Source organism: Streptomyces sp. NPDC058092 (assembly GCF_042884935.1).
Classification (GTDB): domain Bacteria; phylum Actinomycetota; class Actinomycetes; order Streptomycetales; family Streptomycetaceae; genus Streptomyces.
On record NZ_JBHVSY010000018.1, the window covers coordinates 1 to 23,931 of the forward strand.

Genomic DNA, 23,931 nt, shown 5'->3' on the forward strand with positions numbered 1-23,931 from the left:
GCGACTGTGGTGTATAAGAGACCGGGACCCTTCTGTCCCCGGCCGCCGTACCGGCTCGAAATCGAGCCGGTACGGCGGCCGGGGACACAGCGCTGCCGATACTGGGATGCTGGAGGCCGTACGGGCGGGACCAGCGAACAGTGGGGATACAGGCGTCATGGTGGAGGACAGGGTGCGGGTAGTCATCGCCGAGGATTCGGTACTGCTTCGGGAGGGGCTCACCCGGCTGCTGACCGATCTCGGGCATGACGTGGTCGCCGGGGTAGGGGACGCCGAGGCGCTGATCAAGACGGTGCACGAGCTCGCGGAACAGGACGCGCTGCCCGATGTGGTGGTCGCCGACGTACGGATGCCGCCCACCCACACCGACGAGGGCGTGCGGGCGGCCGTGCGGCTGCGCAAGGACTATCCCGGGATCGGGGTCCTGGTTCTTTCGCAGTACGTCGAGGAGCAGTACGCCACCGAGCTGCTGGCCGGATCCAGCCGGGGTGTGGGGTATCTGCTGAAGGACCGGGTCGCCGAGGTCCGGGAATTCGTGGACGCCGTGGTCCGGGTGGCGCAGGGCGGCACGGCGCTGGATCCGGAAGTGGTGGCTCAGCTGCTGGGCCGGAGCCGTAAGCAGGACGTCCTGGCCGGGCTGACGCCGCGCGAGCGCGAGGTGCTCGGCCTGATGGCGGAGGGGCGGACGAATTCCGCGGTGGCCAGGCAGCTGGTGGTGAGCGACGGCGCCGTGGAGAAGCACGTCAGCAATATCTTCCTGAAGCTGGGCCTGTCCCCCAGTGACGGGGATCACCGCCGGGTACTGGCGGTGCTGACCTACCTGAACTCCTGATTCGCTGACACTCTGTCAGATACCTGGTGAGAGCCGGTGCGGGCCGGTGGAGGTCACCGCGGACTCCGATCGGCCGCCTCGGCGGCCGATCGGAGTCCTGGAACCAAAGAATCGGAGTCCTGGAACCAAAGAAGAAGTCCTAGAACCAAAGAATGAGTGCACAGCGTCTTCATCGAACGGCTGGGGGGCTTGCCAAACATGACAAACCGGTATCAAATCGCGTCTCAAAACGACGTCCACCATATGATCGGTCAAGGGAAGGCGACCCTTACCGACGTAGGGTGGGCCTTGGGACGGTCGGCGGGCCGGCCGGTCCCGAGCCGCCGCCCCGAGGGAGGTCCAGTTCAGTGACCAGCCAGGTCAGTAGCCCAGCCGAACAGGCCGATGAGGCCAGCGAGGCGCTCGTCGGGGGACAGCGTGCCCCCCGTTCCGATCATGCGGGCGCCGGCGAGAAGGAGATCCGCCGCCTGGACCGGGTGATCATCCGTTTCGCGGGTGACTCCGGGGACGGCATGCAGCTCACCGGTGACCGGTTCACTTCGGAGACCGCGTCGTTCGGGAACGATCTGTCCACGCTGCCGAACTTTCCCGCCGAGATCCGCGCCCCCGCAGGCACCCTGCCGGGGGTTTCGTCGTTCCAGCTGCATTTCGCCGACCACGACATCCTCACCCCGGGTGACGCGCCGAATGTTCTGGTCGCGATGAACCCGGCCGCGTTGAAGGCGAACATCGATGATGTGCCGCGCGGCGGCGAAATCATCGTGAACACCGATGAGTTCACCAAGCGCCCGATGGCGAAGGTCGGCTACGCGACCAGTCCGCTGGAGGACGGCTCGCTGGAGGCGTACAGCGTGCATCCGGTGCCGTTGACGACGCTGACGATCGAGGCGCTGAAGGAGTTCGGGCTCTCCCGCAAGGAGGCCGGGCGTTCGAAGAACATGTTCGCGCTCGGGCTTTTGTCCTGGATGTATCACCGGCCGACGGAGGGGACCGAGGCGTTCCTGCGGGCGAAGTTCGCGAAGAAGCCGCAGATCGCGGAGGCGAACGTGGCCGCGTTCAGGGCGGGGTGGAACTTCGGGGAGACGACGGAGGACTTCGCCGTCAGCTACGAGGTGGCGCCGGCCTCGCAGGCCTTCCCGGCGGGTACGTACCGCAACATCTCCGGGAACCTGGCGCTGTCCTACGGACTGATCGCCGCGGCGCGGCAGGCGGATCTGCCGTTGTATCTGGGCTCGTATCCGATCACTCCGGCTTCCGACATTCTGCATGAGCTCAGCAGGCACAAGAATTTCGGTGTCCGTACGTTCCAGGCCGAGGACGAGATCGCGGGTATCGGGGCTGCGCTGGGTGCCGCGTTCGGCGGTTCGCTCGCGGTGACGACGACGTCCGGGCCCGGGGTGGCGCTGAAGTCGGAGACGATCGGGCTGGCGGTCTCGCTGGAACTGCCGCTGGTCGTCATCGACATCCAGCGCGGCGGCCCGTCCACGGGTCTGCCCACCAAGACCGAGCAGGCCGATCTTCTCCAGGCGATGTACGGGCGCAACGGCGAGGCCCCGGTCCCGATCGTGGCGCCCAGGACCCCGGCGGACTGTTTCGATGCCGCGCTCGACGCCGCCCGGATCGCCCTGACGTACCGCACCCCGGTCTTCCTCCTCTCCGACGGGTATCTCGCCAACGGTTCCGAGCCGTGGAGGATCCCCGACGTCGACGACCTCCCGGATCTGCGGGTGCGGTTCGCGAGTGGTCCCAACCATGAACTGGCCGACGGCACCGAGGTGTTCTGGCCCTACAAGCGCGACCCGCAGACCCTGGCCCGCCCCTGGGCCCTGCCCGGCACTCCCGGTCTCGAACACCGTATCGGCGGCATCGAGAAGCAGGACGGCAGCGGCAACATCTCCTACGACCCCGCCAACCACGACCTCATGGTCCGCACCCGCCAGGCCAAGACCGACGGCATCGAGGTCCCCGACATCCAGGTCGACGACCCCGACCAGGCGAGCACCCTGGTCCTGGGCTGGGGCTCCACGTACGGACCCATCACCGCCGCCGTCCGCCGCCTGCGCGCCACCGGGCACCCCATCGCCCAGGCCCACCTGCGCCACCTCAACCCCTTCCCCGCCAACCTCGGCGAGGTACTGAACCACTACGACAAGGTGATCGTGCCCGAGATGAACCTCGGCCAGCTCGCCACCCTCATCCGGGCCAAATACCTCGTCGACGCACACAGCCACAACCAGGTCAACGGCATGCCGTTCAAGGCCGAACAGCTCGCGACGGCACTGAAGGAGGCCATCGATGCCTGACACCAACCCCCTCCTCCACCTGGTGCCCAAGGCCGAAGCCGAACAGACCATGAAGGACTTCAAATCCGACCAGGAAGTCCGCTGGTGCCCCGGCTGCGGCGACTACGCCGTCCTCGCCGCCGTCCAGGGCTTCATGCCCGAACTCGGCCTGGCCAAAGAGAACATCGTCTTCGTCTCCGGCATCGGCTGCTCCTCCCGCTTCCCGTACTACATGAACACCTACGGGATGCACTCCATCCACGGCCGCGCCCCCGCCATCGCCACCGGACTGGCCACCTCCCGCCGCGACCTGTCCGTCTGGGTCGTCACCGGCGACGGCGACGCCCTGTCCATCGGCGGCAACCACCTCATCCACGCCCTGCGCCGCAATGTGAACCTCAAGATCCTCCTCTTCAACAACCGGATCTACGGACTCACCAAGGGCCAGTACTCCCCCACCTCCGAAGTCGGCAAGATCACCAAATCGACACCGATGGGCTCCCTCGACGCCCCGTTCAACCCGGTGTCCCTGGCCCTGGGCGCCGAAGCATCCTTCGTCGCCCGCACCATCGACTCCGACCGCAAACACCTCACCAGCGTCCTGCGCGCCGCTGCCGACCACCCCGGCACGGCACTGGTGGAGATCTACCAGAACTGCAACATCTTCAACGACGGCGCCTTCGAAGCCCTCAAGGACAAGGACCAGGCACAGAACGCCGTCATCCGCCTGGAACACGGGCAGCCCATCCTCTTCGGCACGGACGACACCAAGGGCGTCGTACGCGACCCCGCCACCGGCGACCTGCTGGTCGTCACGGTCACCGACGACAACAAGTCCCAGATCCTCGTCCACGACGCCCACGCCGCCAGCCCCACCACGGCCTTCGCCCTGTCCCGCCTCGCCGACCCCGACACCCTCCACCAGACCCCCATCGGAGTCCTGCGCAGCGTCGACCGGCCCGTCTACGACACACAGATGGCCGAACAGCTCGACACCGCCGTCGAACAGAACGGCAAGGGCGACCTGGCCGCGCTTCTCGCGGGCAACGACAACTGGACCGTCGTCGGCTGACGGTTTCCGCCATCGCCACCTGCCGTCGCCGGACGGGCTGAATTTCGGCCCGTCCGGCGATTGCGTCCAGGAGTGCGCCCGGCCACCGCGCACCATGTGGCCATGACCCTGGACCGCCCCGCCTACCGCATCAAGCGTCGTCTGCTCGGCAGAGCTCTCACCACCGAGCGCATCAGCGAGGAGAAGCTGAACAACCGGACGGCGCTCGGGGTGCTCGCCTCCGACTGCGTCAGTTCGACCGCGTACGGCTCCGAGGAGATGCTCCGGGTCCTCGTACCCGTCGTCGGTGTCGCCGCCTTCACACTGCTCATGCCGGTGACCGGCGCGATCCTGCTGGTGCTGCTGCTCCTGACGCTCTGCTACAGCGATGTCGTGATGATCTACACCCGGGCCGGCGGGTCGTACGTCGTCGCCCGGGAGAACTTCGGGCCGAACATCGCGCAGATCGCCGCCGTGGCACTGCTCGTCGACTACATCGTCACCGTGGCCGTGCAGGTCTCGGCCGGTACGAACGCCCTGATCTCGCTCGCCCATCTGGTCGGCGGCAACTTCACCGGCCTGGACCATCTCCAGCTCCCGGTCTCCGTCGCCGTCATCGTGCTGCTCGCGTACGGGAATCTGCGCGGGGTCCGCGAGGCGGGCCGGGCCTTCGCGCTGCCCGCCTACCTCTTCATGGCCGCCATCGGGCTCGTCCTCCTCGTCGCCGCGCTGCGCGGGATCTTCGGCGAGCTGCCGCGCGCCGATCTGCACGCCGCCGGGGTCGTGCCGCTCGGTGCCCCGGGCAACGGCTGGCTCTACGGCGCCTCGCTCTTCATCGTGCTGCGCTCGTTCGCCAACGGCGGCTCGTCCCTCACCGGGCTCGAAGCGATCTCCAACGGCATCTCCACGTTCCGTGAACCCCAGGGCCGCAACGCCCGCCGCACCCTCATCGCCATGAGCGCGGTGCTCGGCACCCTCGTGCTGGGCGTGTCCACGCTGGCGCACTTCACCCACGCGGTGCCGTACAAGGACGGCACCCCGACCGTGATCGCGCAGGAGGCCCACCTCGCGTTCGGCAGCGGGCCGGCCGGTACGGCCGGGCTGATCTTCGTACAGCTGGCGACCGCGCTGATCCTCTACACCGGCGCCAACACCCCGTTCACCGGCTTCCCGTACCTCGCCAGTTTCGTCGCCGAGGACCGGTTCCTGCCGCGCGTGCTGACCCGGCGCGGGCACCGGCTGGCGTTCTCCAACGGCATCATCTCGCTGACCATCGTCTCGCTGGCGCTGCTGCTGGCCACCGGTGCCAGCGTGGACAGGCTGGTGGCGCTGTACGCGATCGGTGTGTTCACCGCGTTCGCCATGGCCGGGGCCGGCCTCACCGCGTACCACCTGCGGCGCCGGGAGCCGCGGCGCCGGCTGAAGATCGTGGTCAATGGGCTCACCGCGTTCATCTCGGCCGCCGTCGTACTGATCTTCGCGGTCACCAAGTTCACCGAGGGCGCCTGGCTGGTCGTGGTGGTCTTCCCGCTCGGGGTCTGGGCACTGACGCGGATCAACCGCGAGTACCGGCACGAGGCGGCCGCGCTGCAGAGCATCCAGGCTCCGGGCGCCGACCGTGCCCGGACCCGCCGCCATCTGGTCTTCGTGCTCGTCGAGTCGCTCGACCTGGCGACGCTGAAGGCCCTGCGGTACGCCCATGAGCTGCGTCCGGACGAGATCCGGGCGGTGCACTTCGCGATCGACGAGGCGTACGGCAGACGGCTGGCCGCCCGATGGGAGACGACGGCCGCCACGACCGTGTCCCTGGAACTGGTGGCGTGCCCGGACCGGCGGCTGCGCAATGCGATGCGGCAGCTGGCGGTCCGCACCACGGAGGACGGGAACACCTGGCTGACGGTGCTGGTCCCCCGGCGTACGTACCGCAACGTGCTCGGGAAGCTGCTGCACCGGGGCACGGGTGAGCAGATGGCGAAGACGCTGGCGCCGCTGCCGCACGTGGCGGTGACGATCCTGCCGTTCGACGTCTCGCGGGCGCTGCGGACGCTGGAGGAGGGGCGGGCACCTCAGCCGGACTGACCGCTGCCTTCCTGCTGCTTCCGGGTGGTCCTACGCGTCGTACGCCTTCCGCGCGTCGTACGTCTCGCGCGCCGCGTGCACGGCGTCCAGGCGGCGCTCCGTCCAGCGGGCCAGCGCCCATACCTGTTCGGCGGCCTCCCGGCCCAGCCCGGTGAGCGAGTAGTCGACCCGGGGCGGGATCACCGGCTTCGCGTCCCGGTGCACGAAACCGTCCCGCTCCAGGGTCTGGAGGGTCTGGGCCAGCATCTTCTCGCTGACCCCGCCGACCTCGCGGCGCAGTTCGCTGAAGCGGTACGAGCGCTCCAGCAGCGCGGCGAGGACCAGGACGCCCCAGCGGCTGGTGACGTGTTCCAGCACCAGCCGGGAGGGGCACATCTGCCGGTTCACGTCGGGCTTCCGGCTCAGGCCCGGGTCACTCACGCTCATGCAAGTACCTTACTTCAAAGTGGGTACTTTCGTTTGGTTAGTGCACCCCGTACGGTGAGTTCGAGAGCCCGAACAAGGACCAGCGCCACCGAAAGAGGAGAAACCCATGAGCATCGTCGTCACCGGAGCCACCGGAGAGCTCGGCCGTCTCGTCATCGACCAGTTGCTCACCACCGTGCCCGCGACCGAGATCGCCGCCGTCGTCCGCGACGAGGCGAAGGCCGCCCCGCTCGCCGCCCGCGGCATCGAGCTCCGCGTCGCCGACTACGACCGTCCGGAGTCCCTCAAGGGCGCCTTCCGGGCCGGTGACCGCGTCCTGCTCATCTCCGGCAGCGAGGTCGGCAGGCGTGTCCCGCAGCACACCGCCGTCATCGACGCGGCCAAGGCGGCGGGCGTCGCGCAGCTCGCGTACACGGGCGTACTGGGCGGTCCCGACGCGGACTTCACGCTCGCCGACGAGCACAAGGTCACCGAGCAGCTGATCCTCGACGCCGGACTGCCGCACACCTTCCTGCGCAACGGCTGGTACACCGAGAACTACACCGCCAACCTCGCCCCCGTCCTGGAGCACGGCGCCGTCGTCGCCAACGCGGGCGACGGGCGGGTCGCCTCCGCCACCCGCGCCGACTACGCCGCCGCGGCGGCCGCCGTACTGACCGGCGAGGGCCACATCGGCGCGGTCTACGAGCTGAGCGGCGATGTCGCCTGGTCGTTCGCCGAGTACGCGGCCGAGGTCGCCAAGGCCACCGGCAAGGAGATCGTCCACAAGAACGTCCCGGCCGCCGTCCACCAGGAGATCCTGGTCGGCGCCGGCCTGCCCGAGGGTTTCGCGGCGATCCTCGTCGATGTGGACGCCGCGGTCGAGCGCGGGCTGCTCGCCGGTACGAGCGGTGACCTGGCCCGGCTGATCGGCCGGCCGACGACGCCGCTCGCCGAGACGGTGGCCGCGGCGGTGGCCGGGACAGCGGCCACGGCGTAACTCCGCCACTCCCCCTCCCGCGCCCCAGGGGCCCCATTGTCATGACCGTATGACGATACGGCTATGACATGGGGTCCTTCCGGCGCTACCGTCATGCAGTCGACGGATCGATCGACGCGGAACAGCTGAGACAGGCATACCGGGAGGGTCCGTGAAGGGGACGAATGACCAGCGGGCCGGGTTGCTGTCCGGTATCGGCGCATACGGCCTGTGGGGCATCGTCCCCCTGTTCTGGCCGCTGCTGAAGCCCGCCGGCGCGATCGAGATCCTCGCCCACCGCATGGTCTGGTCCCTCGGGGTCGTCGGGCTCGCGCTGCTGGCGCTGCGCCGCTGGTCCTGGATCGGCGAGCTGATACGGCAGCCGAGGAAGCTCGGCCTGATATCGGTCGCGGCGGCCGTGATCACGGTCAACTGGGGTCTGTACATCTGGTCCGTGAACAACGGGCACGTCGTCGAGGCCTCGCTCGGCTACTTCATCAATCCGCTGGTCACCATCGCGATGGGCGTCCTGCTCCTCGGCGAACGGCTGCGCCCCACGCAGTGGGTGGCGGTCGGCACCGGCGTCGCGGCGGTGCTGGTGCTGGCGATCGGTTACGGACAGCCGCCGTGGATCTCGTTGACGCTGGCGTTCTCCTTCGCGACGTACGGCCTGGTGAAGAAGAAGGTCAACATGGGCGGCCTGGAGTCGCTCACCGCCGAGACCGCCGTGCTGTTCGTGCCCGCGCTCGGCTATCTGCTGTGGCTGGGCGCGCAGGGCGACTCGACGTTCGCCTCCGAGGGCCTCGGTCATGCGGCGCTGCTGGCCGCGACGGGTGTCGTCACGGCCACGCCGCTCGTCCTGTTCGGAGCGGCGGCGATCCGCGTACCGCTCTCCACGCTGGGCCTGCTGCAGTACCTCGCGCCGGTCTTCCAGTTCATCCTCGGCATCCTGTACTTCCACGAGGCGATGCCACCGGAGCGGTGGGCCGGGTTCGCCCTGGTGTGGCTGGCGCTCATCCTCCTGACCTGGGACGCGTTCCGGACGTCGCGGCGGACGAGGGCGCAGGCGCAGACCGTTGCCGCGCAGCCTGCGCCGTCGGCACCGCCGGCCGGGGACGCCGCTTCTTCCTCGTCGGCCGCAACCCCAGCGCGGTGACCAGCGCCCCCGCCGCCACCATCACCACCGGGACGACGAGCGCCGCCCGGTAGGCCGCCAGGGTGGCATCGGGCGAGCCGTCCGTACCCGCCGACGCGATCCCGTACACCGCCGTCACCGCCGAGATCCCGACCGCCGAGCCGAACTGCGTCGAGGTGTGCAGCAGCCCGCCGGCCAGGCCCTGTTCCCGGTCCGGTACGCCGTCGGTCGCCGCGATCGTCAGCGGACCGTAGGCCAGGGCGAAGGCGGTCCCGGTGAGGATCAGGGTCGGGAGCATCGCCGCGTACGACCAGTCCATCCCGACCGGCAGGAACAGGCCGTACGAGGCAATGGCCAGGACGAAGCCGCCGAGGATCACCCGCGCATTGCCGTATCGGTTCACCAGGCGCGGGGTGAGGGTCGGTGCGATGACCGCGTCGGCACCCATCGCCACCAGGGCGAGCGCGGTCTGCAGCGAGGACCAGCCGCGCAGCTCCTGGAGGTAGAGCGTCACCACGAACTGGAAGCCGAAGAACGAGCCCACGAACAGCAGGGCACCGAGATCGGCGCGGATCATCGAGGCCCGGCGCAGCAGGGCGAGCCTGACCAGCGGGGCCGGGGAGCGCCGCTCGATCAGGACGAAGGCCCCGATCAGGAGCAGCCCCGCGGCGAACGCCCCCGCCGACCAGCCCCAGCCGGCCGCCCCGCGTTCCAGCCGCACGATCCCGTACGCGAGCAGCAGCATCGCCCCGGCCGCCGCGGCGGCCCCCGCCAGATCGAAACCGCCGGTACGGACCGGCCGTGCCTCGGCCGGGACGATCCGGACCGCGGCGAGCAGGATGGCCCCGGCCAGCAGCACCGGTGCGAAGAACACCCAGCGCCAGCCGAGCTGGGTCAGCAGCCCGCCGATGACGAGGCCGAGCGAGAAACCGCCGGCCGCGGTGCCCGCGAAGATCAGCAGCGCCTTGTTGCGCTGCGGCCCCTCTTCGTAGGAGGTGGTGATGAGCGACATCGCGGCCGGGGTCATGAAGGCGGCGGCCACCCCGGTGACGAAGCGGGCGACGATCAGCATCCAGCCCTGCTCCGCGAAGCCGCCGAGGCCGGAGAAGAGCAGGAAGACAGTGAGCCAGAGCAGGAACATCCGCCGTCTGCCCAGCAGATCGGCGGCGCGTCCGCCGAGCAGGGTGAACCCGGCGTAACCGAGAACGTACGCGCTCATCACCCAGGCCGCGGTGCCGGTCGACAGACCGAGATCGGCCCTGATCGAGGGCACGGCGACCGCGAGCATGGCGACATCGATGCCCTCCAGGAAGATCGTGCCGCACAGGACGAGGAGCAGGACGCGGTCACGGGCGGTCATCACGGGTGATCGGCTCTGAGCGGGCGATTCGGGCACGACGGACACAGCTGTCCCCTTCGGGTACGCCAATGGAAGGGTTACTCGGAAGAGGGTCAGTTCCCTCTTGTAACCAATGGCATCGTGCGTCAGCATCGGTTGTCATGGAAGAAGGCACTTCGAAGTCACCGAGTCACCTCAAAGGCACCGGGAGCGCGGGCGAGCTGATCGGCGACCCCGATCCGTTCCAGTGGGACACCCGCGAGGGCTGCGAGGTGCGGCAGATCCTGGACCGGGTCGCCGACAAGTGGTCGCTGCTCGTCATCGCCCTGCTGGACCGGCGCAGGCTCCGTTTCACCCAGCTGCGCCGCGAGATCGACGGCATCAGTCAGCGAATGCTGACCGTCACCCTGCGCCAGCTGGAACGCGACGGACTGGTCGAGCGGACGGTCCACGCGGTGGTGCCGCCGCGCGTGGAGTACGAGCTGACGCCGCTCGGCTGCACGTTGCACACCACGATCCGGGCGCTCGTCACCTGGACCGAGGTGCATCAGAGCGAGATCGCGAAGGCGCGCGTCGCGTACGACGCCCGCAAGGCCGCGGACGCGGAATTTTAGTTACTGCGTTGCTTTTTTAACTCGGTTACGCTTCCCTGGGTGTCCACGGACCGCGACCGAGGAGCCCGCATGCCCACACCCGCCCCCGCGCCCATCACCCAGGTACTGATCGTCGGCTCGGGCCCCACCGGCCTGACCCTGGCCTGCGATCTGGCCCGGCGTTCCGTCGCCGTACGGATCATCGACAAGTCCCCCGAGTTTCCGCGCAGCTCGCGGGCCAAGGGCCCCAACCCCCGTTCCCTGGAGGTCCTGGAGGACCTCGGGATCGTGGACAGGGTTCTGGCGGCGGGCTCGGCGCCGCTGCCCATGCGGAAGTACCGCAACGGGCTGCCGATCACCGACACCGACCCGTTCGAGGCGTCGCACCCGACGCCGGACGCCCCGTACGACCGGCCGTGGCTGATCGCCCAGTGGCGGCTGGAGGAGATCCTGCGGGACCGCCTGGCGGAGTTCGGCGTACACGTGGAACTCGACGCGGAAGCAAGCGGGTTGGCGGCAGGACCCGACTCGGTGACCGTCACGCTCGCCGACGGCCGGAGCCTCGCGGCGCGGTACGTGGTGGGGTGCGACGGCGGTCACAGCTCGGTACGCAAACTGCTCGGCATCCCGTTCGAGGGGAAGACGACCGAGGAGCAGATGATGGTTTGCGGGGACGTGGAGGCGGACGGCCCCGACCGCGGCTACTGGCACCAGTGGTTCGACGAGGACGGTGCCGTGCTGCTGTGCCCGATCCCGGGTACGCGGTCGGGCTGGTGGTTCCAGGCCGGGCCGGAGCGGGACCGGGCGGGAGCCCCCGTACCGCCCTCACTGGAGAGCTTCCGCCGGCTCTTCGCCCGGCACACCGGACTGCCGGGCACCCATCTGACGCAGGCCGACCTGCTGTCCACGTACCGGGGCAACGAGCGCATGGCCGACCGCTACCGGGTGGGCCGCGTCCTGCTGGCCGGGGACGCCGCGCATGTGCACTCCGTCGCGGGCGGACTGGGCATGAACACCGGGATCCAGGACGCGTTCAACCTGGGCTGGAAGCTCGCCCGGGTCGTCACCGGCCAGTCGGATCCGGGCCTGTTGGACACGTACGAGGAGGAGCGGCTGCCCGTGGCCTCCTGGACGCTGGACATCACCTCCGAGCGGCTGCGGGCCACCCTCGAAGCGATCAAACAGCCGGGCGGCGGCCTGGACGCGGCGGGTACCGCCGAGACCACGGGCCTGACGCGTGGCTACCGCTGGAGTTCGCTCTCCCCCACGGGCTCCACCGCCCGTCTGCAAGCGGGCGACCGCGCCCCGGACGCCCCCTGCCGCGACGCCGTGACAGGCGCACCGACCCGCCTCTTCGAAGCGTTCGCCGGACCGCACTTCACCCTGCTGGGCTTCGGCCCGGGCACGGCAAACGCGCTACGGGCGACGGAAGCGGCGTACGGCGACGCGGTGCGGGTGTACGGAATGGACGCGGGCGGCCCCGCCGATCTGGCCGACGAGGCGGGCCATGCCCGTACGGCGTACGGCATCGAGCCGGGCACCGACACCCTCGTCCTGGTCCGCCCGGACAACCACGTGGCACTGATCTCACCGGCGGCGGACAGCCGGGCCGTCGGCACCTACATGGACCACCTGAGCGGTACGGCATTCAGGCGGCTCTGAGCGCGTCGCGCCGGGCAATCCCGGAACTATCACACGCTTATATTTTCCTAATATGTTATGAGCCGACTCACGCGCGCATGCGGGAACTCCCGCGTGCTCCTGCGCACCGCCATCGCCGCCCTGTCCACGCTGTCCTTCCTGGTCTTCGGCGCCTCGCCCACGGCCCACGCGGATACCGGCGCGGACCGGGCCCACCCGTCCAACCCCGCTTCCCCGCAGCCCGTCCACGTCGTCGAGGCGTACCCGCAGCAGCACTTCCCCGGCCCTTGGTCCACGGCCTCGTGAACGAGCCCAGGCGCGCGTCGTGATCACCGCCGCCGACATGGCTGCCTGGACATGGCGGTCGTCGACGTGCTCTCGTTCACGACCTCGGTGACGGTGGCGGTGGAGGCGGGGGCGCGAATCCTCCCCTCTGACCGGCGGGACGCGTCCGCGTCGGGATGCGCCGATCGGGTGGGCGCGCGGTCGGCCGTCGGACGGCGCACGGCCACGCCGGCATCGCCGTGGCCCCCGTCTCCGGCGGCGCCGGGGAAGCGGTGCGGTGCCACCTTGTCGCCCGAGGCGGCACCCACAGCCGCCTGAGGGGTTGCCGCGCACTCCCGCCTATCCCTCTCCCTTTGCTGCGCACTCCACCCAGAGCAGCTTCCCGCCCTGCCCCGGCAGCCCGCCACGCATGGGGTACGCACCCCAGCTCTCCGCGTAGAGGGTGACGAGGTACAGCCCGCGCCCCCGCTCCGCCAGCTCCGCCGGGGCCTCGGCACTCCACCGGAACGGCGCCGGGATGTGCGGATTGGTGTCCCAGACGCTCAGCCGGACCCGGCTGCGCCCGGCATCGCGCAGCCGCAGGGAGTACTCCCCCGAGGAGTGCAGATACGCGTTGGTGACCAGCTCACTCGCCAACAGCTCGGCGATCTCGGTGAGTTCACGCATGCCGTGCACGCGCAGGATGGTGCGAAGCGTCGTACGGGCCACGCCGGGTGCGCGGGGATCCTGCGGAAGTTGGAGGGTGTACGTCCAGGGCGGCGATACCGTGGCACTGACCATGGAAGTCTCCGATCACGGAAGGAAGTTGGAGGGTGCGCTTCGGGTTGCCCGGTGACGAGGCCGCTCCGTCGAGCGGGGTACTTCCGGGCGGGTGGCCTGAGACGGAGACTAAGCTCTCGCGGCAAAGATGTTTTGCGAAACTTCGAGAAAATCCATCTTGATTCCCTCGTGCGAGTGACATCCCAACCATTCGACAGCCAGGAGGAGTTCCATGGCAGCGAGGCCAGCAGCCACGGCCCGCCGCACCCGTCTTGCAGGTGAGCTCCGCAAGCTCAGAGAGCGCGCGGGGATGACCGCCACCGAGGCTGCGAAGCAGCTGGGAACCAGTTCAGGACAGCTCAGTAACGTGGAGAGCGCTCGATTCGGCGTAAGCGCTGAGCGCGTGCGGGCAATGGCTCGCACCTATGCCTGCACCGACCCGGCGTACGTGGAAGCGCTGGCAGCCATGGCAGGCGACAGATCGACCGGCTGGTGGGAGCAGTACCGGAGCATTCTGCCGAGGGGGCTGCTGAACCTGGCCGAGTTCGAGCACCATGCAACCGCGTTGCGCACCGCGTACACCTGCCATATCCCTGGACTGCTTCAGACCGCAGATCACGCGCGCGAGGTATTCGGCCAGGTGGTGCCCGAGCTCTCACCGCCGGAGATCGAGCACCGCGTCTCCCACCGCATCAAGCGGCAGGACATCATCTACCGGACGTCGCCCACCCCGTACTCAACCGTCGTGCACGAGGCCGCCCTCCGGATGAAATTCGGAGGTTCCAGCACGGCGCGAAAACAGCTGGAACACATCCTCACGATGGACGAACACCCGCATATCACCGTAACCGTGATTCCGTTCGACGCCGGGGCCTACCCGGGCTCTGGGCAGTCGGTCGCGTACGGGGTCGGTCCTGTGCCGCAGCTCGACACGGTGCACCTCGACCAGTCCCACGGATCCGTACTGCTTGATGTCGAAGCCCAGTTGCTGAAGTACCGGACACTTCTCGACCGAATGGACACGGTCGCACTCACACCCAGGAAGTCTCGGGACTTCATCCGTCGTATCGCACAGGATCTGTGAAAGGACGTCACCGTGCCTACATCCATATGGCAGAAGTCGTCGTACTGCGGGGAGGGAGACGCCTGCATACACATATGCGCCTCCCCCAGCGGCACCATTGGCCTGACCGAGTCCGGCGACCCGAGCGGCGCAACGCTCCGTACCGCCCCCGCCGCCCTGGCCGCCCTCCTCCATACCCTGAAGAAGGACACTCTCCATGGCTGACATCCCCACCGACCTCACCTGGGTCCGCGCCGCCCCCGAGGGCGAGGAGGGCCCCGGCCCCTGGATCGAGATCGCCTTCGGACCGGACGAACTCGTCTACCTCCGCGAGACCGGCGACCCCACCAACATCGTCACGACCACCCAGACCAAATGGGACGCCTTCACCAAGGGCGTCCAGGCCGGCGAGTTCGACCACTTCATCGAGGGCAACGACGAGGGGACCCCACCCGCTCAGCACTGATCACCATCACACCGGCCCCCAGCCCCACCCCCGCGCAAAAACGTGACACACCACGGGTCGACTGTCACGTTCACACACAGGGGGTACCCCCTGCGCCCGGCCGAACGGCCGCAGGACAACCGAGACTTCCGGCCACCGAGCACAACCCGCCCCCCCTGCCGCCGTCGACCGCACGCCAGGGGCACCCGTCTCCGCGGGCAGCCCGGCGTCCGGACCGCGCCGGCGGCGTAAGCCCTCCGGGTCACGCAGAGCCGGCTCCAACTGACGTGCACGCAAGCCCGGAGCAACGCGAGGCAGAAGTGACGCAACTGGAGGCGTCGGGTGCCGGATCGTAACGGACGGCATGGATCACCTACCCCAAGAACGCTTCGAGTTCAGAAACGAACAGACCACGCGCTGGGGTGTACTCCCCAACCGCAACGCCCAGCCCGTAGCCACCGTGGACTCCGGGACGATCGTCACCGTCTCCCACCGGACCGCGCTTACCCCTCCTGGGTTTCGGCCCGCGCACGGCGGACGCACAGCGGGCGACGGAAGCCTCTACGGAGATGCGGTACGGGCCTACGGGATAGACGCGGGAGCACGCCACAACCTGACCGACGACGCAGGCGGCGGGGTCATGCCGTGCTGGGCCTACGGGTGCCCCTGCCACCATTGGTCCGCCTCAGCGCGAGCGACTTCGGCGTCGTACTGACTCGCGTCGAAGTGGAGTTCCGGCGGACGGTAGGGCATGGCGCTTTGGCCCTCCCACGGGACCTCCCAGTCCGACCACTGCGCGATCTCCCCGGACCGCTGCATGACGACGGTCAGGAAGCCGCAGCAGCCACCAGTGCAGTCCGGTCCCCCCAGCTCCAGGCGTCGCGCCTCGCTGGTCGCCCGGAGAGGGCTGGGACAGTCGGCCGGCAGCACATCGGTCGCGTACGGTCCGCGGCCGCCTTCGCCGACCGTCTCTTCGACCACGTCCTCGCCGTTGACCCAGAACCGCACCTGGGCAGCGAACCGGGGCCCCGGCGGCAACACCCTGATCTCCAGACAATCGAACATCAAACCACCCTAAGGGGCGCACTGACGTCGGCACGCGGCCCAACCAACGCCTACCTCCACCCTGCCAGCGGGAGGGGCCGCGAGGCGCCTCCCGTTCTCGTGAACATCGACCACGGCCCGGGCGGGGCGCCTCCCGAAATCGTGCACATCTGCCGTCGGAACTCGGGCTCTGGCTCACTTTCCGTGGTCCAACACGGAGTGTGATGGCAGGAGCCGCGTTGGCCGTCGGGAAGTTGCCCGGGAATCACCAGTGGCGATCCTGGACGGGCTGACATGCTGGCGGCCGGTCACAGCCCGCAGGCATCGACCGCGATCGGGACGCTGTCATCGCTGGTCTCACGCTGCCCTGGAGCTCAGGTGTTGTCGAAGGGCACGTCAACCGGATCAAGATGCTCAAGCGCCAAATGTTCGGCCGAGCAGGATTCACGCTGTTGCGGAAGAGGGTGTTGCTGGCCTGAGCCGAATGGCCGACTTGCGGCCTCTTCAGGAGCCTGAACCCGCGGCCTGGTTTCGTTCGAGGTAGTCGTCGCTAGGGCAGCCGACATCGGGGTCCCCAGTCGGACACATCACAGGGTCGTCTTCGTCACCGAAGAGGTAGGCGTCCACCTCGCAGTCGCCGGCGGAGAAGATCAGCGACACCACGGTGCCGCGTGTGGCGCTCTCGTCAGCGGCGTTGAACTGGCTTGATTCAGTGCGGGCATAGAACGCCCAGCGGCCGGCCGACAAGGCCGAAGGCTCCTTGCAGTCTGACGCGACGGGCAACCGGTCGAAGTGCTCGGCACCCAGAGCGAGATCCTCCAACCCATCACCCAGCGAGTCCCTTTCACGGAAAGCGGAATGTGTGCCAGAACCCATTTCTCGTGAACATTCCCGAGCCCGTCGACCTCCGGTCGCTGCCCGGCGTGCCGGGCGAAGCTGTGGCGGAAAGTGAGAAAAGCCACACCCCGACATGGTCCCCCACGTCCGCTAAAGTCGAGTGAGACCCGCCCTGAACTGGGATTTTGCGTCGCCCACAGAGATGTGATCGCCGCGGGTCAAGCTTTACTGGAGGTTCGCATGACCGATCTGGCATTTCGCTCCGCAGGCCAGCTCGCTGCCGCCGTCGCGGCAAAGGAGGTATCGAGCGTCGAGTTGCTCGACCACTACCTCGCCCGGGTGGAGCAACTCGATCCGAAGGTGAACGCCATTGTCGCCCGGGACGAGGAGGGTGCGAGGGCCGCAGCGCTGGAGGCCGACCGCACGGTCTCGCGCGGCGAACCGCTCGGCCGCCTGCACGGCGTCCCTGTGACGATCAAGGACAGTCTCGAAGTTGCGGGCATGCGGACCACCGGGGGTTCGGCTCGCTGGGGGGAGCATGTCTCGACGAGCGACGCCGAGTCGGTCGCGCGCCTCAAGAACGAGGGAGCGATCGTGTTCGGCAAGTCCAACATGCCGCCGGACGCCCGGGACTGGCAGACCTACAACGAGGTCTACGGGACCACGAACAATCCGTGGGACCCGACCCGCGGACCTGGCGGTTCGTCCGGCGGGTCCGCCGCGGCGCTCGCCGCTGGGCTGACCGGCCTGGAGCTCGGCGGCGACTCGGCGGGCTCGATTCGGGTGCCTGCCCACTTCTGCGGCGTCTACGGGCTGCGCACGTCGTTCGGGATCGTGCCGAGGTACGGGAGCGTCTCGGGACATGCTCCTGGGACGCTGGCGGATTTCGATATGGCGGTGCTCGGCCCGCTCGGCAGGCACGCCGACGACCTCGACCTGGGTCTCGACATCCTCGCAGGAGCGGACCACGACCGCTCCCCGGCTTGGCGGCTGGAGCTGCCCGCCGCCAGGTCGACCACTCTGCGGGGCTTTCGGGTCGCGGCATGGCTCGAAGACCCGTTCTGCCCCGTCGACAGCGAGCTGGCCGCGATCATGCAGACGACGCTGGAAGCGGTGCGGGCCGAGGGCGCCGTCGTGGTCGAGGGCAAGGGACCGGTCGGGCTCGAAGAAACGATGGCCCTCTATGAGCCGTTGCTGATGGCGCAGAGCGGGCTGGTCGAGCCGGACGAGTCGTATGCCGGGCTCGTGGACTTCGCCGCCGCTGAAGGGGCCGCGGGCGGGTTCGCGTCGGACCTGACGGTCAGCTTCCGTGAGTGGCACGCGCTCGACGAACGTCGGCAGCACTCCCGGCGCCGCTGGTCCGAGTTCTTCCGCGACGTCGACGTGCTCCTCTGCCCGGTGACCCCCACGGCCGCCTTCCCTCACGACCAGCAGCCCGATCCCACCTGGTCGGTCCGGACACTGCAGGTCGACGGCGCCGACCGGCCGTATCGCGACATGCTCACGTGGATGGCGCCGTCGGCGGTCAACCATCTGCCCGCGGCGGTGGCACCTGTCGGGACGACCCGGGACGGGCTTCCGGTCGGTATCCAGGTGATCGCTCCCTACCTGCACGACCGCACCGCGGTCCAGTTCGTGCGGTGCCTTGCGGAGGTGATCGGCGGATTCCGCCGCCCGCCGGGCTTCTGAGCGCCGCCACCGGGCTTTGCCGGCCCGCGGCGTAGCGGCGGCGAACTGGACACCGTGTTCTCGTCGTACGCGGAACGCTTCCCGGCCCGGCCCGGCCTGTGCCTGCGGGCAGGCGCAGGCCGGGCCGGTCGTGGTCGACCCGCCGCGGATCGCGAGGCACTGAGAAGGCCCGCACGGCTTGCTCACCGCGTCCCCGAAGCCGCTGGGCCCGATCACGGGTACCTTCACGCGGTGGTATCTCTTGTCGCCGGGACCGGAGATACCACCGCGGTCGGTTTCAGGGCAGGAATTCGTAGAACGGGCCGTCAGGCGCGAAGTTGCGAGAACACAACGTCACGTCCCTGCCCTTGAGATAATCCAGAAACCACTCACCGAACGTCATCTCGTAAAGAGTCCAGGCCGGCGGCGACGGCCCGAACGTGCTCGATGTACGGGCGGCTGGCTCTGTCGATGACGGAGAACAGGAGTCGTTTGTCGACGAGCGAGGGAGGCACCTCGATGGCGGCCAAGTCGATGTTCACGAGAGTTCGTGAACAGAACCAACCAGTGCCCCGACCAGGGAAATGAACCACAATACGGAAGGAACCACGGGAAGTTTCTTCGCCTTGGCTCACCGCAGTACCCGAATCGCGAAGACAATCGCCATCAGGACAAAAACCGGAATGAGTCCGCCAAGGGCACCGATCGACGCTTCAATCATTAATGCCCTTCCCGATGTCGCACATGTCAGCAAGGGTTGAGCGCCGGGGTTCCTGCCGGGCCATGCAGCGGACGCGCCCCGCGGCCGACAACCCCGCCCCGCGCGAAAACGTGACACATCACGGGTCGACCGTCACGTTCGTACACAGTGGGGGTGCCTCCGAGACCTGGCCGAACGGCCGCAGGACCTCATCAGGGCCTCAAGACCACAGAGGGTTCCGGTCAGCCGAGGGGTCGGTCGTGGCGTGCCGGGCCCGGTGGGCCCGTACCTTGTGGAGGTTTCCGCAGTGCTCCATCGCGCACCAACGGCGCCTGCCCGGCCGTGAGGTGTCGACGAAGAGCAACTTGCAGCTGTCGGAGCCGCATTCGCGGATGCGGTCGGTGTACGGACCGGTGAACAGCTCCACCGCGTCGCGGGCGACGGTCGACAGAAGGGCGCCGCCGGTGGCGTCCGGGGCCCATGCGAGGCCGCCGGAGTCGGCGTCGATACGAGGGACGAGCGGGGGCTCGGCCGCCGTGGCGTTCACCGTGGCGAGGTCGGCCGCGGCGAGGGGGCGGCCGTGCGCGCGGGCGGCGGTCAGGTTCCAGAGGGCGGCGCGCAACTGGTGTGCCCGGCGCAGCTCCTCCGCACTCACCGAAAGGGACAGGCCGTCCGGCAGCCGGCTCTCGCCTGCCCATCGCACCAGGTCGGCGGGGGTGTGCAGCACCTCGTACGCCGGGTACCGCGCATACCCGCCGGTGGGCAGCAACTCCAGACACAGGGCGCCGGGATCGAAGCGGTAGGGACGGCCTTCCCTCGTACGGAGCGTCAGGCCCGGCGCGCCCATTGCCGATTCGGTCATGTAACCACTATAAACGGTTGCCATGGCTCTGAACTGGAAAATCGTCATCGACTCGACCGACCCGCACGCCCAGGCCGCCTTCTGGGCCGAGGTCCTCGGCTACCTGGTCGAGGACAACAGCGCACTGATCGACCGACTGCTCGACCTCGGGGCGGTCCCGGAGACGGCAACGGTCCTGGTCGACGGCCGCCGGGCCTTTCGCGACCTCGTGGCGGTCCGGCATCCGGACGATCCGTACGAGAGGGAGAGCGGAACGGGCCTCGGCCGACGGCTCCTGTTCCAGCGCGTGCCAGAGGCCAAGAACCTGAAGAACCGCCTCCACCTGGACGTACACGCGGGACCGGGGCGACGCGAGGAGGAGGTGACCCGGCTGGAGGGGATGGGCGCGACGGTGCTCCGCAGGGTCGAGGAACCGGGGGGCACGTGGACCGTTCTCGTCGATCCAGAGGGCAATGAATTCTGCGTGCAATAGCTGCGGACGCGGCTGCTGCCGCTGACCCGGCACGAGCCCGAGATCAGCACGCCGGCGCGGCGGGCTCAGGGCGCAGGAGCGGAGGCCCACGGATGACGGACACCGGGTCCGGGCCGGAACCCTGCCGCACCCTCCGGTGCGATCGGCAGGGCTTCCGCCCCGGACCCGGGCCGTCCGGTTCAGCCCTCCACCACGTCCTGCGGATACCAGCGCAGCTCCACGGTGTTGCCGTCCGGGTCCCGGACGTACACCGACTGCGCCTCGCCCCGGGCACCGGAGCGGCTGACCGGGCCCTCCAGTACCGTGAAGGTGCCCGAGTCGATGACCTGTTGCCAGTCCAGCGGTTCGACGACCAGGCAGATGTGGTCGACGTTCGACGCGGAACGCGGCCGGCCCAGCAGGTCGATGATCATGCTCGGGCTGACCCGTACCGACGGGAACGGGAACTCACCGGCCCGCCACTCGTCCACCTTGATCGGCTCCAGGCCGAGTGGGCCGCAGTAGAACTCCAGTGAGCGCTCGACATCCTGCACATTGAGCACCAGGTGATCGAAGTCCTTGACTCTTACTCGCACGGCACAACCTTTCAGCCATTCACATTCGGTTCGGTTCGGTTCGGTTCGGTTCAAGGAACCGCAGGAGCCGGAGGAGCCGGAGGCCAGGGGACCTCGGCCAGCAGGGGCAGGATCTGCTCCTCCTCGTAATCCAGATGCGCGTTCAGCTCCATGGACATCCTGTCCAGCTCCGCGCGGAACCGCTCGGGATCCGCGATGCCGATGTCCGCCAGCAGCGCCACCAACGCGCCCTGGATGCGCGCGACCGTGCGGTGTTCGTCGGCGAGCCGGGCGAAGGTATCGGTCAAGTGCGGGTGATGGCGGGCGATTCCGGGGAACAGGTGCGCGTCCTCACTGGTGTGGTGGAATTCCAGTGCGTTGCAGAACGCCAGGCAGCGCTGCCTGATCTGGAGTCCCAGGCCCGGGGCCGGTGGTGCACCGGGGCCCGGGTGAACCGCCCGTGCAGCGAAGTGGGCGTCGGCCTCCGTCTTCACCTGACGCAACTGGCCCCGCAGCCAGGTGTGGACCTCCATGAGCTTGTCGGCAAGGCTGTTGACCTCGCCGGGAGCCTCCCAGCCGTCGGGCTCGGCGCGCTCCAGGACCACGACCGGCAGGGGCTGGGCGGTCCGGGCCTGGTAATCACCGTAACCGGGCGCCGCTTTCACGGCGTGCTCGAACAGTTCCTCGCGCCGCGCTCCTTCGGCGGGGACCGCGAGGGCCTGGAACGTACGAGTGCCGAGCTCCACCCGCACCACGGGGTGGGCGAGCAGGTTGTGGTACCAGTCGGGATCGGTCGGGGCACCGAGGTTGGAGCCGAGGATCAGGAGCGAGTCGCCGTGGCGGACGTAACCGAGAGGGGTGGTGGTCTCCTTCCCCGACCTCGCGCCGGTGGTCGTCAGCAGGAGGAGGTCGCCGCCCTCGAAGGGACCGCCGACCTTTCCTCCGTTGGCGCGGAACTCCTCGACGACCGATTGGTTGAAAGATGTGGGCATACGGGTCTGTGTCTCCGTAGGTCGCAGGCGCGGCCGTAGCCGCGTCGAGCTGAGGGAATGAGTGATCACGGTGCCCATCCGGGCGGCGGATTCGCACAGCGCGGTGCGGACGGCACGCAGGACGGTGCGCAGCGCCGGAAGGCGCGAAAGGCGGACGAGGGCGCGCGACTGCCGCGCTGTCGCTACGTCAGATGCAGGGTGCGGAGCAGGAACTCATCACGGACCCCTTGAATGCGGGGTGTTCGCCCGATCACCGGCCGGCCCACTGCTCTTTGGCCGGCGTCACGCGACACCGGTTTCATTACACGCAGCCGACCGTCGCCTGTCAACGCGGACGTGTGCGCGCCCGGGCCGACCTTAGGCTTGATCCATGCCCACCCCACCCGCATATGCCCTCGTCGCCACGGACCTGGACGGCACCCTGTTGCGCCGTGACGACAGCGTGAGTCCCCGCACCCGTGCCGCGCTCGCCCTGGCCGCCCGGGCCGGGGCGAGGCATCTCGTGGTCACCGGGCGTCCGGTGCCCGGCATACGGGGGCTGCTCGCCTCGCTGGGCTACCGGGGTCCGGCGGTCTGCGGACAGGGGACACAGCTGTACGACGCCGGGTCCGGGCGCATGGTGCGTGCGGTCACCCTGGACCGGGAGGCCGCCGACACCGCACTCGGCAAGATCGAGGCCCAGGTGGGGCCGGTCCACGCGGCCGTCGACCAGGACGGGGCCGAGGGCCGGACACTGATCGAGCCGGGATATCTGATGCCCCATCCCACGCTCCCCGCCCAACGCACCCGCCATCGCCACGAGTTGTGGTCCGCGCCCGTCATCAAGGTGCTCATCCGGCACCCGGAGCTCACCGACGACGCGCTGGCCGAGGCCGCCCGTGCGGCGGTCGGCAACCTCGCCTCCGTCACGCTCTCCGGCCCCGGCACCGTCGAGCTGCAGCCGTACGGCGTCGACAAGGGAAGCGGGCTCGCGCTGGCCGCCGAATTCCTGGGCGTGGCCGCGGACACCACGATCGCCTTCGGGGACATGCCCAACGACCTGCCGATGTTCCGCGCGGCCGGGTACGGAGTCGCGATGGCCAACGGCCATCCGGACCTACGGGCCGCGGCGGACGAGGTGACGTCGTCGAACGAGGACGACGGGGTCGCGGAGGTGCTGGAGCGGATATTCGGCTGAGTGGGCGTGACCGTACGGATCACGGTGATCGTTCCGTGGACGGTTCTCAGCCACTCCCGCCCTCCGGCGGGCGCGGCTCCGGCGCCCCCAGCGCCCGCAGCACATGCGCGACCAGGGCCGCGACCGTCTCCTCGTCGTGCACCGGCTTGCGCAGCACATGGCGGTAGTACACCGGGCCGTACAGCATCTCCACGGCCAGCGGAAGGTCGGCGTCCGATGGGATCTGGCCCTGTTCCTGGGCGCGGCGCAGGCGGGCGACGGCCTCCTCGAAGCGGGGGTCGACCAGCTTCGTTCTGACCGTTTCCGCGAGTGCGTCGTCGTGGTGGACCTCGGAGAGGATCCCGGCGTACGCGGGGCCGAAGGGCGGTGTGGAGAGCAGCTTCACCGCGCCCATCACATTGGCCCGCAGGTCGGCGGCGATGTCACCGGTGTCGACGAACGGCGTCGTGCCGACCAGTGCGTCGGTGAACGCCTCCAGCATCACCGCACCCTTTGACGGCCACCAGCGGTAGATCGTCTTCTTGCTGACACCCGCTCTGGCCGCGATGGCCTCGATCGTGACCCGGCCGTACCCCTTCTCCGTGCACAGTTCGAGGGCGGCTTCCAGGATCGCCCGTCGTGATCTCTCGCTGCGACGCAGTGAACTCGGCGATGTGATCATTTGGTGAGCATAGGTGTATTTGAGCCAATCCTTGTTGACAGTCCGTCGCCAGAAGTCGAACAATATTGAGGCGGAA

24 protein-coding genes and 1 pseudogene are annotated in these 23,931 nt (G+C 69.0%); 15 read left to right on the forward strand and 10 right to left on the reverse strand.

Annotated features, from left to right (window positions below):
- The first annotated feature begins 157 nt into the window (after positions 1-157).
- The 4 genes from ACFVV1_RS26570 (at position 158) to ACFVV1_RS26585 (ending at position 6,244) form a co-directional block, all read left to right on the forward strand.
- Complete coding sequence (locus ACFVV1_RS26570; RefSeq protein ID WP_389993829.1) at positions 158-832, forward strand: response regulator; 675 nt, start codon at positions 158-160, stop codon at positions 830-832.
- 347 nt (positions 833-1,179) lie between these two features.
- Positions 1,180-3,135, forward strand: coding sequence for a 2-oxoacid:acceptor oxidoreductase subunit alpha (locus tag ACFVV1_RS26575; RefSeq protein WP_389993832.1), 1,956 nt, complete (start codon positions 1,180-1,182; stop codon positions 3,133-3,135).
- A complete protein-coding gene (locus tag ACFVV1_RS26580; RefSeq protein WP_389993834.1) occupies positions 3,128-4,186 on the forward strand; it encodes a 2-oxoacid:ferredoxin oxidoreductase subunit beta in 1,059 nt (352 codons plus the stop codon). The genes ACFVV1_RS26575 and ACFVV1_RS26580 overlap by 8 nt, the downstream gene beginning before the upstream one ends.
- A gap of 102 nt (positions 4,187-4,288) precedes the next feature.
- Positions 4,289-6,244: an APC family permease gene (locus ACFVV1_RS26585; protein ID WP_389993837.1), complete on the forward strand. Its 1,956-nt coding sequence runs from the start codon at positions 4,289-4,291 to the stop codon at positions 6,242-6,244.
- 30 nt (positions 6,245-6,274) lie between these two features.
- On the opposite strand, the gene ACFVV1_RS26590 is transcribed toward ACFVV1_RS26585, so the two are convergent.
- Complete coding sequence (locus ACFVV1_RS26590; protein ID WP_389993839.1) at positions 6,275-6,670, reverse strand: winged helix-turn-helix transcriptional regulator; 396 nt, start codon at positions 6,668-6,670, stop codon at positions 6,275-6,277.
- A 106-nt stretch (positions 6,671-6,776) separates the two neighbouring features.
- Between ACFVV1_RS26590 and ACFVV1_RS26595 the strand changes: the two genes are divergently transcribed.
- Complete coding sequence (locus ACFVV1_RS26595; RefSeq protein WP_389993842.1) at positions 6,777-7,649, forward strand: SDR family oxidoreductase; 873 nt, start codon at positions 6,777-6,779, stop codon at positions 7,647-7,649.
- 151 nt (positions 7,650-7,800) lie between these two features.
- Positions 7,801-8,784 carry an EamA family transporter RarD gene (gene rarD / locus ACFVV1_RS26600; protein ID WP_389993845.1) on the forward strand — a complete coding sequence of 328 codons (984 nt, stop codon included), beginning with the start codon at positions 7,801-7,803 and terminating at the stop codon, positions 8,782-8,784.
- Here the strand turns inward: rarD and ACFVV1_RS26605 are convergent.
- Positions 8,744-10,123 (reverse strand): annotated as a pseudogene (locus ACFVV1_RS26605) (MFS transporter); the annotation flags it as partial. The gene rarD and the pseudogene ACFVV1_RS26605 overlap by 41 nt on opposite strands.
- A 140-nt stretch (positions 10,124-10,263) precedes the next feature.
- Between ACFVV1_RS26605 and ACFVV1_RS26610 the strand changes: the two are divergent.
- The 3 genes from ACFVV1_RS26610 to ACFVV1_RS26620 all read left to right on the forward strand — a co-directional run bounded on the left by ACFVV1_RS26610 (position 10,264) and on the right by ACFVV1_RS26620 (position 12,642).
- A complete protein-coding gene (locus tag ACFVV1_RS26610) occupies positions 10,264-10,716 on the forward strand; it encodes a winged helix-turn-helix transcriptional regulator (protein ID WP_389993848.1) in 453 nt (150 codons plus the stop codon).
- 69 nt (positions 10,717-10,785) lie between these two features.
- Positions 10,786-12,357, forward strand: a complete 1,572-nt coding sequence (locus tag ACFVV1_RS26615) for an FAD-dependent monooxygenase (protein ID WP_389993850.1) — start codon at positions 10,786-10,788, stop codon at positions 12,355-12,357.
- 93 nt (positions 12,358-12,450) lie between these two features.
- Entirely contained in the window at positions 12,451-12,642 is a 192-nt protein-coding gene (locus ACFVV1_RS26620; RefSeq protein WP_389993853.1) for a hypothetical protein, read from the forward strand.
- 318 nt (positions 12,643-12,960) lie between these two features.
- On the opposite strand, the gene ACFVV1_RS26625 is transcribed toward ACFVV1_RS26620, so the two are convergent.
- Positions 12,961-13,401: an ATP-binding protein gene (locus tag ACFVV1_RS26625; protein WP_389993855.1), complete on the reverse strand. Its 441-nt coding sequence runs from the start codon at positions 13,399-13,401 to the stop codon at positions 12,961-12,963.
- A gap of 211 nt (positions 13,402-13,612) precedes the next feature.
- Here ACFVV1_RS26625 and ACFVV1_RS26630 point away from each other — a divergent pair, with 211 nt between their 5' ends.
- Genes ACFVV1_RS26630 through ACFVV1_RS26640 form a run of 3 tightly spaced genes read left to right on the forward strand, consistent with a single transcriptional unit; the run spans position 13,613 to position 14,909 of the window.
- Positions 13,613-14,464 carry a helix-turn-helix transcriptional regulator gene (locus ACFVV1_RS26630; RefSeq protein ID WP_389993858.1) on the forward strand — a complete coding sequence of 284 codons (852 nt, stop codon included), beginning with the start codon at positions 13,613-13,615 and terminating at the stop codon, positions 14,462-14,464.
- 12 nt (positions 14,465-14,476) lie between these two features.
- Positions 14,477-14,668, forward strand: coding sequence for a DUF397 domain-containing protein (locus ACFVV1_RS26635; protein ID WP_389993861.1), 192 nt, complete (start codon positions 14,477-14,479; stop codon positions 14,666-14,668).
- Positions 14,661-14,909 carry a DUF397 domain-containing protein gene (locus ACFVV1_RS26640; RefSeq protein ID WP_389993863.1) on the forward strand — a complete coding sequence of 83 codons (249 nt, stop codon included), beginning with the start codon at positions 14,661-14,663 and terminating at the stop codon, positions 14,907-14,909. Before ACFVV1_RS26635 ends, ACFVV1_RS26640 begins: the two co-directional genes overlap by 8 nt.
- A 633-nt stretch (positions 14,910-15,542) precedes the next feature.
- Here the strand turns inward: ACFVV1_RS26640 and ACFVV1_RS26645 are convergent.
- Together ACFVV1_RS26645 and ACFVV1_RS26650 are read right to left on the reverse strand one after the other, a co-directional pair.
- Positions 15,543-15,953, reverse strand: coding sequence for a hypothetical protein (locus ACFVV1_RS26645; RefSeq protein ID WP_389993866.1), 411 nt, complete (start codon positions 15,951-15,953; stop codon positions 15,543-15,545).
- Between the two features lie 483 nt (positions 15,954-16,436).
- On the reverse strand, positions 16,437-16,754 hold the full coding sequence (locus tag ACFVV1_RS26650) for a hypothetical protein (RefSeq protein ID WP_389993868.1): 318 nt from the start codon (positions 16,752-16,754) through the stop codon (positions 16,437-16,439).
- 255 nt (positions 16,755-17,009) lie between these two features.
- Here ACFVV1_RS26650 and ACFVV1_RS26655 point away from each other — a divergent pair, with 255 nt between their 5' ends.
- Complete coding sequence (locus ACFVV1_RS26655; RefSeq protein WP_389993871.1) at positions 17,010-18,458, forward strand: amidase; 1,449 nt, start codon at positions 17,010-17,012, stop codon at positions 18,456-18,458.
- A gap of 368 nt (positions 18,459-18,826) precedes the next feature.
- Here ACFVV1_RS26655 and ACFVV1_RS26660 read toward each other — a convergent pair whose 3' ends face one another.
- The gene (locus ACFVV1_RS26660) at positions 18,827-18,979 is read right to left on the reverse strand and encodes a hypothetical protein (protein ID WP_389993873.1); all 153 of its coding nucleotides are present in this window, start codon (positions 18,977-18,979) and stop codon (positions 18,827-18,829) included.
- Positions 18,980-19,357: 378 nt separating this feature from the next.
- Positions 19,358-19,999 carry a CGNR zinc finger domain-containing protein gene (locus ACFVV1_RS26665; protein ID WP_389993876.1) on the reverse strand — a complete coding sequence of 214 codons (642 nt, stop codon included), beginning with the start codon at positions 19,997-19,999 and terminating at the stop codon, positions 19,358-19,360.
- Between the two features lie 22 nt (positions 20,000-20,021).
- Between ACFVV1_RS26665 and ACFVV1_RS26670 the strand changes: the two genes are divergently transcribed.
- A complete protein-coding gene (locus ACFVV1_RS26670; RefSeq protein WP_389993879.1) occupies positions 20,022-20,471 on the forward strand; it encodes a VOC family protein in 450 nt (149 codons plus the stop codon).
- A 179-nt stretch (positions 20,472-20,650) separates the two neighbouring features.
- On the opposite strand, the gene ACFVV1_RS26675 is transcribed toward ACFVV1_RS26670, so the two are convergent.
- Both ACFVV1_RS26675 and ACFVV1_RS26680 read right to left on the reverse strand, forming a co-directional pair.
- Positions 20,651-21,046 carry a VOC family protein gene (locus tag ACFVV1_RS26675; RefSeq protein ID WP_389993881.1) on the reverse strand — a complete coding sequence of 132 codons (396 nt, stop codon included), beginning with the start codon at positions 21,044-21,046 and terminating at the stop codon, positions 20,651-20,653.
- Between the two features lie 50 nt (positions 21,047-21,096).
- Positions 21,097-22,017, reverse strand: coding sequence for a nitroreductase/quinone reductase family protein (locus tag ACFVV1_RS26680; protein WP_389993883.1), 921 nt, complete (start codon positions 22,015-22,017; stop codon positions 21,097-21,099).
- A 370-nt stretch (positions 22,018-22,387) separates the two neighbouring features.
- Here ACFVV1_RS26680 and ACFVV1_RS26685 point away from each other — a divergent pair, with 370 nt between their 5' ends.
- On the forward strand, positions 22,388-23,194 hold the full coding sequence (locus tag ACFVV1_RS26685) for an HAD family hydrolase (protein ID WP_389993886.1): 807 nt from the start codon (positions 22,388-22,390) through the stop codon (positions 23,192-23,194).
- 46 nt (positions 23,195-23,240) lie between these two features.
- On the opposite strand, the gene ACFVV1_RS26690 is transcribed toward ACFVV1_RS26685, so the two are convergent.
- Positions 23,241-23,855 (reverse strand): TetR/AcrR family transcriptional regulator, encoded by a 615-nt coding sequence (locus ACFVV1_RS26690; RefSeq protein ID WP_389993889.1) that lies wholly within the window; start codon positions 23,853-23,855, stop codon positions 23,241-23,243.
- Between the last annotated feature and the right edge of the window lie 76 nt (positions 23,856-23,931).